Below are 14,717 nucleotides of genomic sequence, written 5' to 3'. Positions count from 1 at the left end.
TGTTCCATCCCCAAAAAATAACTATCCAAAGGAGGAGTATTCTATCGGGACTCTAACGGGATCGCTATCCTTAAAATGGAATTATCAACAGGGAGATCTCAAGATCTGAATAACTCTGATCAGTCAAGATCGAAAAGGATCTATTTCAGGGCCCAATGGCGGAAATCCTGCTTTATTAAGGGATCCATATTGATCTATAATGCGCGGCTTCTGATCTTGTTAGTTGTCCTTGGATCTACCAGATATTGTGTAGATGCACAGAGTTATCCACATTCTGTAGGGTTCTTAACAAGGCTAATGAAGAAAAAATCTGGCTGTAATGTATCGCTGTAGAGTCGTGCTTCTTGACGGGAGGCGTTTAGGTGATTACAATTCGGCCTCTTTTTTATGCCCTTGTCTCTGATTTCTGATTTTTGGTTTCAGCGTCAAGGAATGTTAACCAGTAAAGACGGATTGCCACCATGAGTAAACGTACTTTTCAACCTAGCAACCTGAAGCGCAAGCGTTCTCACGGCTTCCGCGCTCGCATGGCTACAGCTAACGGCCGCAAGGTACTGGCTCGTCGCCGTGCCAAGGGTCGCGCTCGTCTGTCTGCCTAATCAGGTCGACATCTAGGTGACTAGCTACACCTTTACGCGGGAGTTACGTTTGTTAACTCCCGCGCAATTTCAAGCTGTTTTCACCAATCCTATCAAAGCATCTTCTGCTGAAATCACTTTGCTTGCTACTCCCAACACTCAGGAGCATCCTCGAGTGGGTTTAACTGTGCCCAAAAAACAGGTTAAACGTGCCCATGACCGCAACCGGGTTAAACGGGTGATTAGGGAAAGCTTCAGGATGCATCAACACGACCTGCCTTCTTTGGACATAGTTGTGCTGGTTCGCAAAGGTGTTATGGATTTGGAGAATCCCGAACTTCACAAGCTGGTAGATAAGCTATGGCGCAAACTCAGTCGCCGTTTCAATGGCTAGCCACCAAGCTTATTCGCGGCTACCAAATATTTATCAGCCCAATCCTTGGGCCTAAGTGTCGTTTTCAGCCAACTTGCTCACATTACGCCATTGAAGCCATCCAGCTTCACGGTGTTATAAAAGGCAGTTGGTTTGCAGCCAAACGCATATTAAAATGTCACCCTTTACATCCGGGCGGCAACGATCCCGTCCCTCCGAAAAAAGACAGGTGTAATAAATAAGGCTATGGAATCACAACGCAATCTATTGCTCATCGGCCTGCTGTTTGTCAGCTTTTTGCTTTGGCAACAGTGGGAATCCGACAAGGCGCCCAAGCCAGCCACAGAAGTAACTGCGGCGGCCCAAATCCACGACCAGGCTATCAACAGTGACGTTCCAACAGCCGATGCCGGTGTACCTGCCACAGTGGCAGCAACCCAAAACCTGATCCGCGTTACCACAGATCAACTGGAAATCCAGATTAATCCTGTGGGGGGTGACATAGTGCATGCCGCCCTGCTCACCCATAAGCTGGAACAAAACGAAGAAGCACCTTTTGTTCTGCTGGAGCAGAAAAACAATTTCACCTACATCGCCCAGAGTGGTCTGATTGGTCGTGATGGTATCGACAGCGCCGCCAGTGGCCGCGCCAAGTTCGCTGCCGCCGCCGACGCCTACACCCTGGCTGACGGCCAGGACACCCTGGAAGTGCCTCTAACACTGACCACAGATGCCGGTGTGAACTTCACCAAGGTGTTTGTGTTCAAGCGTGGCCAGTTTGATGTGGGCGTGGATTACCGCGTTGCCAACAACTCAGCAGCCCCTGTGCAGGTGCAGATGTATGGCCAAATCAAGCAAACCATCACTGCCAGTGAAAGCAGCATGATGATGCCCACCTATCGTGGCGCCGCCTTCTCAACCGCCGATGTGCGTTATGAGAAGTACAGCTTCGATGACATGGGTAAGAAAGACCTGGAAGAGCCAACCCTGGGTGGTTGGGTTGCCATGCTGCAACACTACTTCGTGTCGGCCTGGGTACCTGCCGCATCTGATAAGAATACCCTGTTCACCTCTGTCAGTGCCGGTGGCCTTGCCAATATCGGCTTTAAAGGCTCAGTTCATGACGTAGCCCCCGGTGCCACTGAAACCATTTCTGCCACCTTCTACGTAGGTCCAAAAGACCAGGCAGCGCTGTCTGCTCTGTCTGACACCCTGAACCTGGTAGTGGATTACGGCTTCCTCTGGTGGTTGGCTGTGCCTATCCACTGGATCCTGATGTTCTTCCAGAGTCTGGTGCACAACTGGGGTGTGGCTATCATTCTGGTGACCCTGACTGTACGTGGTCTCTTGTATCCGCTAACCAAGGCACAGTATGTGTCCATGGCCAAGATGCGTAACCTGCAGCCCAAGTTGCAGGACCTGAAAGACCGCTTCGGTGATGACCGTCAGAAGATGGGTCAGGCCATGATGGAGCTGTACAAGAAGGAAAAGGTAAACCCAATGGGTGGCTGTCTGCCCATCCTGCTGCAGATGCCAATCTTCATCGCCCTTTACTGGGTGCTGCTGGAAAGCGTTGAACTGCGCCACGCGCCATTCATGCTGTGGATCCAGGATTTGTCGGTGCAGGACCCTTACTACGTACTGCCACTGCTGATGGGCGCTTCCATGTGGATGATGCAGAAGATGCAGCCAATGGCCCCCAACATGGACCCAATGCAACAGAAGATGCTGCAGTGGATGCCGATGATCTTCACCGTATTCTTCCTGTGGTTCCCAGCAGGTCTGGTACTCTACTGGCTGGTGGGTAACCTGGTTGCCATCACCCAGCAGAAGATTATTTATGCCCAGCTGGAGAAAAAAGGCTTAAAATAAGCCCATTTTTCAGGCTACACACTAAAAAGGCGACCTGAGGTCGCCTTTTTATTTCTTTTTTGAAGTACACCATTAAGCGGAAAGACACGTGACGACAGACACCATAGTGGCACAGGCCACCGCGCCCGGTCGGGGCGGCGTAGGCATTATCCGGGTTTCCGGCAAGCTGGCCAGCGATGTGGCCCATGCCCTGCTGGGACACCTGCCCAAACCCCGCTACGCCGATTTCTGCGACTTCAAAGCGGCCGATGGCAACGTGATTGATCAGGGCATAGCCTTGTTCTTCAAGGGCCCCAACTCCTTTACTGGCGAAGATGTACTGGAATTGCAGGGCCACGGTGGCCAGGTGGTGATGGACATGCTCATTCGCGCCGTGCTCAAGGTCAAAGGGGTGCGTATTGCCCGCCCCGGCGAGTTCAGCGAGCAGGCTTTTATGAACGACAAGCTGGATTTGACCCAGGCCGAAGCCATTGCCGACCTGATTGATGCCACCAGCGAACAGGCAGCCAAGAGCGCCCTGCACTCGCTGCAAGGCGAATTCTCGACTCAGGTGCATACCCTGGTGGACAAAATCACCAACCTGCGTCTGTATGTGGAAGCCGCCATCGACTTTCCCGATGAAGAAGTGGATTTTTTGAGTGACGGCAAAATTGCCGCAGCACTTTACGCCATCATCGACCAGCTCGATGAAGTGCAGGCCAGCGCCAAGCAAGGCAGCATTATCCGTGAAGGCATGAAAGTAGTGATTGCCGGGCGCCCCAACGCCGGTAAGTCCAGCCTGCTCAATGCCCTGGCAGGTAAAGAATCTGCGATTGTGACCGACATTGCCGGCACCACCCGCGACGTGCTGCGCGAGCATATTCACCTCGACGGTATGCCACTGCACATTATAGATACCGCCGGTCTGCGGGACACCACAGACGAAGTGGAGCGTATTGGTATTGAGCGCGCCTGGAGCGAAATCGCCAGCGCCGATCGGGTGCTGTTTATGGTGGATGGCACAGACACGGCGGCGGTTGACCCACACGAGATCTGGCCCGATTTTATCGACCGTCTGCCCCAGGCTCTGGGTGTTACCGTGGTGCGCAACAAAGCCGATCTGACCGGCGAGCCACTGGAGGCCACCGAAGAGCAAGGCTACAGCGTCTACCGGATTTCGGCCAAGACCGGCCTGGGTGTGGATGCGCTCAAGCAGCACCTGAAATCGCTGATGGGTTATCAAAGTAACCTCGAAGGCGGCTTTATCGCCCGTCGTCGTCACCTGGAAGCGCTTGAGCAAGCCTCAGAACATCTGCAACTGGGCAAGGTGCAGCTGGAAGTGTATCTGGCGGGCGAACTGCTGGCCGAAGAGCTGCGGATGGCGCAGCAGGCACTGTCTGAAATCACCGGCGAATTTACCTCAGACGATTTGCTTGGCAAGATTTTCAGCTCCTTCTGTATCGGCAAATAAACCGCTTTCAGTGGCATAAAACGCGATTGTCATCCAGCGGCAGTCGCGTTTTTTATTGGCTTAGCTGAGCAGCCAAAACAGCGCAATACTCACCATCATCAGCGATGACACACGTCCAAGCCAGGCACCGCGGCCCTTCGTCAGCAGCAGTTGATTCACCCTGTGGCCGCCGTAGGCGTATATCAGCAGATTCAGGCATTCAATCAGCGCCACCAGACTCACAAACAGCAAGGTCTGGATCCCAAGCGGCAAGCTTGGACTGATAAAAGGTGGCAGCAAGGTCATCATAAACAGCCACGACTTGGGGTTGGAAATCGCCACCGAAAAGCCCCGCAGCATCAGTTCGCCACTGCGGCTGTCCGCCTGCACCGCCGCCAGACTGGTGGATGCATTGCGCCAGCCATCAATCCCCATCCACAGCAGATAAAGCGCGCCAAGGTATTTAAACAGCTGCATCAACAGCGGCTGTTCAACCAACACCTGGGTGTAACCAAGGAGTGCGGTAAGGGCTATCAAGGACACGCCCGCCACTTCGCCGGCAATAACCCACAGCGAGCGCCTGACTCCCAAACTGGCACCAAAACTCAGCGCCAACATCATGCAAAGCCCCGGCGATACCGAAATAACAAAGAAGGTCGGGATAAACATCAGCAGCAAGATCCACTCAGACATCTGCCCGCCCTCACCCTTGTTGCTCTGATGGTGCAACCAGTCCGGGGATAGCGCCAAGGTAAGCAAGGCCCGCCTCGGTAAATCCGTGGCCCTGCAGCAGGGTGGCGGCGAAAGGTGGCGTTAACAGCGGCATGTCACTGCTAACCCTATGCACCCAATCCGGATTCCCTATGGCAGCAGTGCCAATGGCGACCAGGTCGCCGCCTGCGTCCAGCACCTGTTGCGCCGCAGCTCCGTCACGGATGTTGCCTGCAAACATCAGCGCGGTTTTGCCAAGAAGGGCATTGGTCACTTCGCTAAGCAGCGCTGTCTCTTTGCCGCTGGCCTGCTTGAAGCTGTCGCCCATGGAAAAATGCACGTAATCGATATCCGCTACCGCCAGTAAATCGGCTACTTCCAGCTGATGCTCAAGTTCTATCCCTTCGACATTGGCATAGCTTTCCGGCGACAACCTCACCCCCAACAGGAAGCTGCGGGGCAGTCGCTGACGTATGCCACGGATGATCTCAATCAGCAGCCGGGCACGATTCTCAAGGCTGCCGCCCCAGCGGTCATTGCGCCGGTTAAGCATGGGATTTAAAAAGTTACACAGCAAAAAGTGATGGGCAGCGTGCAGCTCAACCCCATCCAATCCGGCCTGATAGGCGCGCTCGGCAGAAGCAATAAAGGCGGCTATCAGTTGCTGAATTCCGGCTTCATCAAGTTCGTTCACCCCAAGCGGGTAACGGCCACCTGGCGCCTCGGCGCCTGGACCAACAGGTGCAGTGCCATTCAGTGCAGGCGCAGCGCGCACTCCGCCATGATGAAGTTGCACCAGCGCCAGCGCGTTATTTGCCTTTGCCGCCCGGGCAAACCGGCTGAAGGCCTGCTGCTGATGGTCTGTCATCAAGGCTGGCTGCCCTGCCCAGCAGCGACCGCCCGGCCACACCTGGGTAGCCGCCGCAATCAGCAGCCCAAAACCACCTTTGGCGCAATGCTCGAGCCAATCGAGTTCTGCCTGACTCGGATTGCCATCGGCATCGCTCATGTTATGGGTCAGCGGTGCCAGCACGGCACGATTTTTCATCCGCACACCCGCCCTGGCAAACTCAAACCCGCTGTTTAATGCCTGACGCATTTGTCTCTCCAACTCATCAATCACAATGGCGACACGATAACTCACGACAGAAAAGATATAATCTATCCTTCAGGAAATATATTAATGCCCAACAAGACACAATCGGCAGTCAATCTCGAGGATAGAAGCATGAGCCAACACAAGCTGGATACCTTGTATTTAATGCGACTGCTGGTCTGCATTGTGCGCTTTGGCTCCTTTGCCAGGGCGGCAGAGCATTTGGGCATTACCCCGAGTAAGGCCTCGAAAGATTTACGCTATTTAGAACAAAGCCTCGGCACTGTGCTGCTTAACCGCACCACCCGCCGGCTACAGCTGACCGATGCCGGGGAGCTCACCTACCGCCAGGCAGACCAGATGCTTGCCCTGCACGAACAGCTATTGGATGGGCTGCAAAATCGCCGCGAGTGCCTGAGTGGTGAACTCAGAATAACTGCCCCCATGCTGTGGGGCGAAGTGATGCTCACACCGCTGCTGCTTAAGTTCAGGCAACAGCACCCATCGGTGCGGCTGGTCACCGACTTCAGTAATCGCACCTCAGATTTGCTGCGGGACAATATTCATTTGGCGTTTCGCAGCACCGAGCTTAACCGCGAGCCCTATCTCGCCCGCTTTATTGCCAGGGATGAGATGGTGCTTTGCGCCAGCAAGGCTTATATGAGTGACAAATCAGCCCTTTGCAGGCCGGAAGAATTACATCAGCACAGCCTTATCAGCCGCTGCACCGATTACTCACGCCACGAACGCTGGACCTTGATGGATAAGGGAAAGGAACTGCATATGGACGTGGCGGGTGAACTTGCCTTCAGCCACAAGCAGGCAATTTATGCCGCCATGCAGCAGGGCTTTGGCATCGCCATCCTGCCCCGCTATCTGGTGGCCGATGAGCTGCAGGCCGGTACTGTGGTCGAAGTCTTGCCCGACTTTCGCCCCAAGGGCGCAAGCTTCTATGCGCTTTACACCCAGCGCCGGGCCGAATCGGCGCTGGTGACTCACTTTATCGACTTTGTGATAGCCGAGATGGCTGCCCGCGCGGCGTTCGACGCAGCCTGAGTGGACTGGAACTTATCAATTGCCCGGTGCTTGCGGACCATTTACCAGAGCCTCATCCAGTTTGGGAAGCTCAGATATGTTTTGCAGGTCGGTCATTTTTTGCAGATCGTCACTTCTTTGCGCCAACACCCGCACCAGGTTTTCCAAATTGGCAGCAAGGGCTTTGGCCTTTTCTTCGGGGAACTTGCCCGCCAGAGAGGTTTCCAACTTCTGACGCAGGGCGGCAAGCACTGCTTCTTTGTCTATATCGTCCACCTTGGTTTTAAGCTCAGCGGCGGCGCCGGCAATCTCCTGCAGTTCGGGCAAAATCCTGGCATTTTTCAGTGGCGCCAGCAGCTCAAGATCCTTCAGGCTGGCACTGTCGACCTTGTCATCCAGGGTCACCAACAGGTTATCGACCTTATCCAGGGTCTGCTCGCTGCGCTCAAGGAAGGGCGAAATGGCCGAGTCCTGCACCACGCCGGTCAGCTTATCCACGGTCAGATACAAAAGCGCGGCCACCACAATCACAGGCATCAGCATGCCGGTAACCAGCCCAACCCAGAAATTATTCAAACCGGCTGTAAAATTCTTCATCGCAATTCCCTTTAGTGAAGTCGTACTGAAGCGAGCCATTCCAGCGAAACGCCTCGCCTGAATCACATTAGGTTGTTCCGCCATTTTCAACAAGTTGAAACGAGGTGGATACTGGCGCCAGCTCACACATCACGCTTTGGGCAACTTGTCGGCCAGCATATTCATTAGGTGGCCAATCTTGGGCGACAGCTGCCGATTATGGGGATACAAGCCCCAAATTCCCTCTTTGGGTTCCTGAAATGGCTTGAGCAGCACCAGCAAGCGGCCGTCACGAATCGCATCATCCACGTAATAGCCGGGGAGTTGTGCTATCCCCATGCCCGCCAATGCCGCCGCCAGCAGGGTGTTGCCGCTGCTGCAACTGAGGCGCCCTTTCACCTTCAGGCTGCGAAGCTTGCCCTCTTCCTGAAAGCGCCAGAATGGCAGGCTGCCGAGCAAACATTGATGACGACCGAGCTCCGACAGCGAATGGGGCGCACCGTGACGGCCGATATAGTCCGGCGATGCCACCAGATACTGCACCCGCTCGGCCAGCTTTCGCGCCATCATAGAGGAATCCGGCAACACCCCTAGACGAATAGCCAAATCAAAACCGCCCTGCACCAAATCCAGCTGTTGATTGGTCAGCTCGCATTGCACTTCCACCTGCGGAAATTGCTGCATGTATTCCAATACAATTGGCATCACGTATTGCTCGCCGTAGGTCACAGGCGCCGTCATGCGGATAAGCCCGCGCGGCTCATTTTTCAGGGACGACACCGCCCGCTCGGCTTCATCCAGACCATCGAGCACCTGGCGGCAGTGGCGGTAAAACAGTTGCCCGTCTTCGGTAAGCGACACCTTGCGCGTAGTGCGGTACAAAAGCTTACTGCCGAGGCGCTCTTCAAGCTCGCGCACCTGGCGGCTCACCTGCGCGGTACTGATCCCAAGCCGACCGGCAGCCGTGGTAAAGCTTTGCGCCTCGGCCACGGCTACAAATTCACAAATCCCTTCCCAGCGCATGATTATTTCTATCCAGTAAAAGTTATTTACCAATAGAGCCAATTATCAATTCACAGTAAAGAAATACAATCACATTCACACACAAAGCGTCTGGGCCGTGCCCAGGCATCGGCTTTGGACTATCAATAATGAATCCGGTCATCTGCAAGGCCGCATTTACTGAGGAAGGAAATCCTATGTCTGCATCCTTTATTAAATCCCGCGCCGCCATTGCCTGGGGCCCGGGCCAGCCCTTATCTGTTGAAGAAGTGGATGTGATGTTGCCCAAGGCCGGAGAAGTGCTGGTGCGCATTGTCGCCACGGGCGTGTGCCACACCGATGCCTTTACCCTGTCGGGCGATGACCCGGAAGGCGTGTTTCCGGCTATTTTGGGCCACGAAGGCGGCGGCATTGTGGAAATGGTCGGCGAAGGCGTAACCAGCGTGGCAGTGGGCGACCATGTGATCCCGCTTTACACCGCCGAATGCGGTAAATGTAAGTTCTGTACCTCGGGCAAGACCAACTTGTGCTCGGCGGTGCGCGCCACCCAGGGCAAAGGCCTGATGCCGGACGGCACCACCCGCTTCTTTAAAGATGGCGAGCCGATTTATCACTACATGGGCTGCTCCACTTTCAGTGAATACACAGTGCTGCCGGAAATATCCCTCGCCAAGGTCAACCCCGAAGCGCCGCTTGAAGAAGTGTGTCTGCTGGGCTGCGGTGTCACCACCGGCATGGGCGCTGTGCTCAAAACCGCCAAGGTGAAGAAAGGTGACACAGTGGCTATTTTCGGCCTCGGCGGCATTGGTTTGTCGGCGGTGATTGGCGCGACCATGGCCGGAGCCAGCCGCATCATTGGTATCGATATCAACGACAGCAAGTTTGAGCTGGCCAAAAAGCTTGGCGCCACCGACTGCATCAACCCCAAAGACTACGACAAGCCGATTCAGGACGTGATTGTTGAGATGACCGACGGCGGCGTGGATTTTTCATTTGAGTGCATCGGCAATGTGAATGTAATGCGAAGCGCGCTGGAGTGCTGCCATAAGGGCTGGGGCGAGTCAGTGATAATCGGCGTGGCCGGTGCAGGGCAGGAAATTTCCACCCGTCCATTCCAGCTGGTCACCGGCCGGGTGTGGCGCGGCAGTGCCTTTGGCGGCGTGAAAGGACGCTCCGAACTGCCGGGCATTGTTGAACAGTATCTGCGCGGTGAATTTGCCCTGAGTGACTTTATCACCCACACCATGGGACTGGATGCGATTAACGAAGCGTTCGATCTGATGCACGAAGGCAAAAGTATCCGCAGCGTGATCCATTACGATCGCAAATAAGGAGCCGCCATGACACTGGAACTAATCAGTGCCAATCGCAGTTTTGATGGCTGGCACAAGCAATACAGTCATCAATCCAGCAGCCTGGATTGCAAGATGCGCTTTGCGATTTTTCTGCCTCCCCAGGCCGAAACCCAAAGCGTACCTGTGCTTTATTGGCTATCAGGCCTCACCTGCAGCGATGAAAACTTTATGCAGAAGGCAGGCGCCCAGCGGCTGGCCGCGACGCTCGGGCTTGCGATTGTTGCCATGGACACCAGCCCTCGGGGCGAAGGTGTGGCCGACGATCCCGATGGCGCCTGGGACTTTGGCCTGGGGGCAGGTTTTTATCTCAATGCCACCGAAGCGCCCTGGAGTAAACACTACCGCATGTACGATTATGTGGTGAAAGAGCTGCCGAAGCTGATTGAATCCAATTTTCCGGTCAGCAGCAAACGCAGCATTGCCGGTCACTCCATGGGCGGCCACGGCGCCCTGACCATAGCGCTGAAAAACCCGGGGCGCTATGCCAGCGTGTCTGCGTTCAGCCCTATTTGTAATCCCAGCCAAAGCCCCTGGGGGCAAAAGGCCTTTGGCAATTACCTGGGCAAAGACCGGGAAAGCTGGCGCGAATACGACAGCTGTGAATTGATTGGCCGTGGCGCCGAACCTATCCCCATGCTGGTGGATCAGGGCGATGCCGACAGCTTTTTAGAAACTGAACTCATGCCACAACGGCTGCAACGTGCCGCTGACAGTGCCGACTTTCCACTGAATCTGCGGATGCAGTCTGGCTACGATCACAGCTATTACTTTATCGCGAGCTTTATTGATGAACACCTGGAGTTTCACCATCACTGGTTGACCCGGGGCTAAGTTCGAACTGCACCATCAGGGGCGCATGATCCGACACATTTGTTGTGGGTGATTGCGCCTTTTTCAGATGTAAGCCTCGGTAAAATACCCAGTCAAGCGGCGTACCAAAAACTCTGATCCGCTCATCAGGCTCAAAGCTCACAGCATTAAGCCCCAGTGGTTCGATGAGCTTTTCGAGCTTTTTGCTTCTGCGCTCTCCCCAACTGTTAAAGTCGCCCGCCAGGATCACGGGCCCTTGATGTTGCATAACCAAGCGTAAAAGCGGCGCCAATTGATCTTCCCACTCCTGCAAATTGGGATCGAAGTTGATCCCGTGGAGATTAACCGCCAGCAAGGTCTCACCATTACTCAGGGCATAAAGACCGTAAAGCGCCGCCTTGGGAAGTCGGATCCAGGGCTCAACCTTTAGCAGGCCGCAACCCTCGAGCGGAGGACGGCGTGCAGCCAGCATCACACCATAATCCAGCCCCTGAAAGCGAAAAGCGGGCATCATACTCCAACTGAACTGATGATTTTCAAGTGCAGTGCTGAAATCCTTACTGAGTTCGACCTCCTGCAGTAACAGCAGTTGCCAGTGCTCTCCCTGTGTCCACAGCGCTTTAGGCCACTCACCATCGCTTTGTTTGTGAATATTCCAAACCAGCAAGGCAATAACGCCGTGCTCGTCAATGACGTTGTCATCCAACGCCGTTGCTGAATCATCAAGGTGAAAACAGCGCCCCTGGTGGGAGAGCACCGTAGCGCTATTGCCCAGAACCACCCGAGGTACTTCCGGGATCTTCACCAGCACTGTCATCAACAAACCGGTTAACAGGGCAATGAGGGCGGCACTCAACCAGATGACTACTTTCTGCTTATTGGTCATAGCGATGTGTTTGCCCCTTGGCCGTAATCCAGTGACTGCACCATGCTAGCACAGCAGCTACAGACTTGAGATCCGTTCCACCGCCCCAGGCTTTGGGCTACCATGACGCCAATCTTCAAGCATTTTTCTCTTCAACGGATGTAGCGATGGCAAAAATTGAAATCCTGATTGGCACTACCCTGGGTGGCAGTGAATACGTGGCAGATGAGTTGGCAGCGGTACTCAGTGACGCAGGGCACGAATGTTGCTCCCATTTGGATCCATCGCTGGATTCGCTGGATACCTCGGCCCTGTGGTTATTGGTATCTGCGACTCATGGTGCAGGCGATCTGCCCGATAATCTGCAGCCATTTGCCAAATCTTTGATGCTGACGATGCCGGATTTGAGCACGGTACAGTTCGCACTCTGCGCCATTGGCGACTCCAGCTACGATACCTTTTGTGAGGGTCCGGAACAGCTTGTTCAATTATTGAGCGACGCCGGTGCAAAACCTTTTGTGGATAAGATCCGGATCGATGTACAAGCCGATCCCGTGCCCGAAGAGCCAGCCATTCAGTGGTTGCAACAATGGATTGGTAAACTCTGAGATCGCATACCCAAGGTTATCCTCTGTCACCCACAACTTAGATCATTCTTATCCACAAAACCTGTTATTTAATAATAAATTTGTGGATAAGGTATGATTTAGATCTGATCTAGCGTTGCATTACTCAAATCCCTATCAGGTCAAAGATCCACCCTGTGGATAAAATGCCGTTCTATCCCCACCTTTTCTCAGAGTAGATCGCCTTGAGATCACAGGATCAGATTTCACTTGTCTCATGTTTTAAAAGGACTTTTACCCTTACCCACAGAAAAGTGCGATCCTAATAAGAGATAATAATAAAGAGATCTATATAAAGATCTTAAGATCTATAAGCCGATCCCCTTTGGATCTTTACATGCAAACAGATCGTTCAACTCTGTCTCTGGCAATGCTAAAATACCCGGCTCGTTGTGCGATCTTTGTTTTCTCGCTTTAAGGTAGTGTCATGCAATTTCATGAACGGTTTGATGTGATAGTAGTAGGTGGCGGCCATGCCGGTACCGAAGCCGCCTTGGCTGCAGCCCGTATGGGATGCAAGACACTGCTGCTCACCCACAATGTCGATACCCTGGGTCAGATGTCCTGCAACCCTGCCATTGGCGGTATTGGTAAAGGGCATCTGGTAAAAGAGATAGATGCTCTGGGTGGTGCAATGGCGATCGCCACTGATTTCTCGGGGATCCAATTCCGTACCCTGAATTCCAGTAAAGGCCCAGCGGTCAGAGCGACCCGCGCTCAGGCAGACAGAGCCCTCTACAAAGCCAAAATCCTGAGTATTCTGCAGCAGCAGCCTAACCTGCGGATTTTCCAACAAGCCGTAGATGATTTGGTGGTGGAGAATGGCCGGGTTATCGGCGCTGTTACCCAAATGGGACTGGCCTTTGAAGCCCCTGCCGTGGTGCTGACTGCCGGTACCTTCCTGGGAGGCAAAATTCACATAGGTTTGGAAAATTACAGCGGCGGCCGCGCCGGTGATCAACCCGCCATTGCCCTCGCCCATCGATTACGGGATCTGCCGCTGCGCGTAGGACGTTTGAAAACCGGCACGCCTCCCCGTATTGATGCCAGAACCATTGATTTTTCAGTAATGACAGAGCAAAAAGGCGATTCGCCCTTGCCTGTGATGTCTTTTATCGGTGAGCTGAGCCAGCATCCAGAGCAGATCTCTTGCTACATCACGCACACCAACGAACGCACCCACGACATCATTCGTGGTGGATTGGACCGCAGCCCCATGTATTCAGGGGTGATTGAGGGTATTGGCCCCCGTTATTGCCCGTCCATTGAAGACAAAATTCATCGTTTTGCCGATAAAAGCTCGCACCAGATCTTTATCGAGCCCGAAGGCCTGACGACCACCGAAATTTACCCGAACGGTATATCGACCAGCTTGCCATTTGACGTGCAAATTCAATTGGTTCGCTCTATTCGAGGCATGGAACAGGCTGAAATTGTTCGCCCTGGTTATGCCATTGAATATGACTACTTCGATCCAAGAGATCTGAAAAACTCATTGGAAACCAAAGTTATCGACGGTTTGTTCTTTGCCGGACAGATCAACGGCACCACAGGTTACGAAGAAGCCGGAGCTCAGGGGCTCTTGGCCGGTCTCAACGCCGCACTGCAGGTACAGGGCAAAGAAGCCTGGGCACCACGCCGCGATCAGGCTTATCTGGGGGTGCTGGTGGACGATCTCTCCACCTTGGGTACCAAAGAGCCCTACCGTATGTTCACCAGCCGCGCCGAATACCGTTTGCTGCTGCGTGAAGACAATGCTGATTTGCGTCTCACCGAAAAAGGCCGTGAACTGGGCCTGGTTGATGACTTCCGCTGGCAAAAATTCAGTGAAAAACGCGAGTCCATCGAGCTTGAGCAACAGCGTTTGCGCAGCCAGTGGGTACATGTGAATTCACCTCAGGTGGCCCAGCTCAATGAAGTGCTCAGCGCCCCACTGACCCGCGAAGCGTCGCTGGAAGATCTGCTGCGCAGACCTGAGATTGAATACGACACCCTGATGAAGGTTGACGGATTCGGTCCTGGGCTTGCCGATCCTTTGGCTGCGGAGCAGGTGCAGATTCAGGTTAAATACGCCGGTTACATCCAGCGTCAGCAGGATGAAATCGCCAAGGCGGAGCGGAACGAAAACACCCGCTTACCGCTGGATCTGGACTACAGCGAAGTGCCGGGCCTGTCCAACGAAGTAACGGCCAAGCTCAACGCCCACAAACCAGAGACCATAGGTCAGGCCTCGCGCATATCAGGTGTTACCCCTGCAGCCGTATCCATTCTGCTGGTTCACCTGAAAAAACGTGGATTGCTGAGAAAGAGCGCTTAAGCTCGCACCACTCGCGTGCAAGGGAGGCCTCCGGGCTTCCCTTCACTTTTTCTGGGCCTCATAATAGCCCAC

General features: G+C 54.1%; 15 protein-coding genes. 10 read left to right on the top strand and 5 right to left on the bottom strand.

From position 1 onward, the window contains the following. Window positions 1-461 precede the first annotated feature (461 nt). The 5 genes from rpmH to mnmE all read left to right on the top strand — a co-directional run bounded on the left by rpmH (window position 462) and on the right by mnmE (window position 4,273). The gene (gene rpmH, locus K0H79_RS19260) at window positions 462-599 is read left to right on the top strand and encodes a 50S ribosomal protein L34 (RefSeq protein ID WP_011758135.1); all 138 of its coding nucleotides are present in this window, start codon (window positions 462-464) and stop codon (window positions 597-599) included. A 16-nt stretch (window positions 600-615) separates the two neighbouring features. Then, window positions 616-972, top strand: coding sequence for a ribonuclease P protein component (gene rnpA, locus K0H79_RS19255; RefSeq protein ID WP_220066201.1), 357 nt, complete (start codon window positions 616-618; stop codon window positions 970-972). Then, on the top strand, window positions 939-1,193 hold the full coding sequence (gene yidD / locus K0H79_RS19250; RefSeq protein ID WP_011758133.1) for a membrane protein insertion efficiency factor YidD: 255 nt from the start codon (window positions 939-941) through the stop codon (window positions 1,191-1,193). The genes rnpA and yidD overlap by 34 nt, the downstream gene beginning before the upstream one ends. A 4-nt stretch (window positions 1,194-1,197) precedes the next feature. Continuing rightward, window positions 1,198-2,823 carry a membrane protein insertase YidC gene (gene yidC / locus K0H79_RS19245; RefSeq protein WP_220076907.1) on the top strand — a complete coding sequence of 542 codons (1,626 nt, stop codon included), beginning with the start codon at window positions 1,198-1,200 and terminating at the stop codon, window positions 2,821-2,823. A gap of 88 nt (window positions 2,824-2,911) precedes the next feature. After that, complete coding sequence (mnmE, locus tag K0H79_RS19240; protein WP_220076906.1) at window positions 2,912-4,273, top strand: tRNA uridine-5-carboxymethylaminomethyl(34) synthesis GTPase MnmE; 1,362 nt, start codon at window positions 2,912-2,914, stop codon at window positions 4,271-4,273. A gap of 60 nt (window positions 4,274-4,333) precedes the next feature. On the opposite strand, the gene K0H79_RS19235 is transcribed toward mnmE, so the two are convergent. Together K0H79_RS19235 and K0H79_RS19230 are read right to left on the bottom strand one after the other, a co-directional pair. Beyond that, the gene (locus K0H79_RS19235; protein WP_126168857.1) at window positions 4,334-4,945 is read right to left on the bottom strand and encodes a LysE family translocator; all 612 of its coding nucleotides are present in this window, start codon (window positions 4,943-4,945) and stop codon (window positions 4,334-4,336) included. Between the two features lie 10 nt (window positions 4,946-4,955). Then, complete coding sequence (locus K0H79_RS19230; RefSeq protein WP_220076905.1) at window positions 4,956-6,062, bottom strand: NADH:flavin oxidoreductase; 1,107 nt, start codon at window positions 6,060-6,062, stop codon at window positions 4,956-4,958. A gap of 129 nt (window positions 6,063-6,191) precedes the next feature. Here K0H79_RS19230 and K0H79_RS19225 point away from each other — a divergent pair, with 129 nt between their 5' ends. Then, window positions 6,192-7,115 carry a LysR family transcriptional regulator gene (locus tag K0H79_RS19225; RefSeq protein WP_220076904.1) on the top strand — a complete coding sequence of 308 codons (924 nt, stop codon included), beginning with the start codon at window positions 6,192-6,194 and terminating at the stop codon, window positions 7,113-7,115. A 15-nt stretch (window positions 7,116-7,130) separates the two neighbouring features. Here K0H79_RS19225 and K0H79_RS19220 read toward each other — a convergent pair whose 3' ends face one another. After that, window positions 7,131-7,691: a hypothetical protein gene (locus K0H79_RS19220; protein ID WP_258405441.1), complete on the bottom strand. Its 561-nt coding sequence runs from the start codon at window positions 7,689-7,691 to the stop codon at window positions 7,131-7,133. A 129-nt stretch (window positions 7,692-7,820) separates the two neighbouring features. Further along, window positions 7,821-8,696, bottom strand: a complete 876-nt coding sequence (locus K0H79_RS19215) for a LysR substrate-binding domain-containing protein (protein WP_220078206.1) — start codon at window positions 8,694-8,696, stop codon at window positions 7,821-7,823. A 173-nt stretch (window positions 8,697-8,869) separates the two neighbouring features. Between K0H79_RS19215 and K0H79_RS19210 the strand changes: the two genes are divergently transcribed. Beyond that, a complete protein-coding gene (locus tag K0H79_RS19210; RefSeq protein ID WP_220076903.1) occupies window positions 8,870-10,003 on the top strand; it encodes an S-(hydroxymethyl)glutathione dehydrogenase/class III alcohol dehydrogenase in 1,134 nt (377 codons plus the stop codon). Window positions 10,004-10,012: 9 nt separating this feature from the next. Then, window positions 10,013-10,858: an S-formylglutathione hydrolase gene (gene fghA / locus K0H79_RS19205; protein ID WP_220076902.1), complete on the top strand. Its 846-nt coding sequence runs from the start codon at window positions 10,013-10,015 to the stop codon at window positions 10,856-10,858. Here the strand turns inward: fghA and K0H79_RS19200 are convergent. Further along, the gene (locus K0H79_RS19200) at window positions 10,809-11,723 is read right to left on the bottom strand and encodes an endonuclease/exonuclease/phosphatase family protein (protein WP_220076901.1); all 915 of its coding nucleotides are present in this window, start codon (window positions 11,721-11,723) and stop codon (window positions 10,809-10,811) included. The two genes, fghA and K0H79_RS19200, sit on opposite strands and share 50 nt — an antisense overlap. Window positions 11,724-11,869: 146 nt before the next feature. Between K0H79_RS19200 and mioC the strand changes: the two genes are divergently transcribed. Both mioC and mnmG read left to right on the top strand, forming a co-directional pair. Then, the gene (gene mioC / locus K0H79_RS19195; RefSeq protein ID WP_220076900.1) at window positions 11,870-12,310 is read left to right on the top strand and encodes an FMN-binding protein MioC; all 441 of its coding nucleotides are present in this window, start codon (window positions 11,870-11,872) and stop codon (window positions 12,308-12,310) included. Window positions 12,311-12,755: 445 nt separating this feature from the next. Further along, the gene (mnmG, locus tag K0H79_RS19190) at window positions 12,756-14,645 is read left to right on the top strand and encodes a tRNA uridine-5-carboxymethylaminomethyl(34) synthesis enzyme MnmG (RefSeq protein ID WP_220076899.1); all 1,890 of its coding nucleotides are present in this window, start codon (window positions 12,756-12,758) and stop codon (window positions 14,643-14,645) included. The last annotated feature ends 72 nt before the right edge of the window (window positions 14,646-14,717 follow it).

The organism is Shewanella sp. FJAT-52076 (genome assembly GCF_019457455.1).
In the GTDB taxonomy this organism is placed as follows: Bacteria; Pseudomonadota; Gammaproteobacteria; order Enterobacterales; family Shewanellaceae; genus Shewanella; species Shewanella zhangzhouensis.
This window is presented reverse-complemented; position numbering and strand designations above follow the sequence as displayed.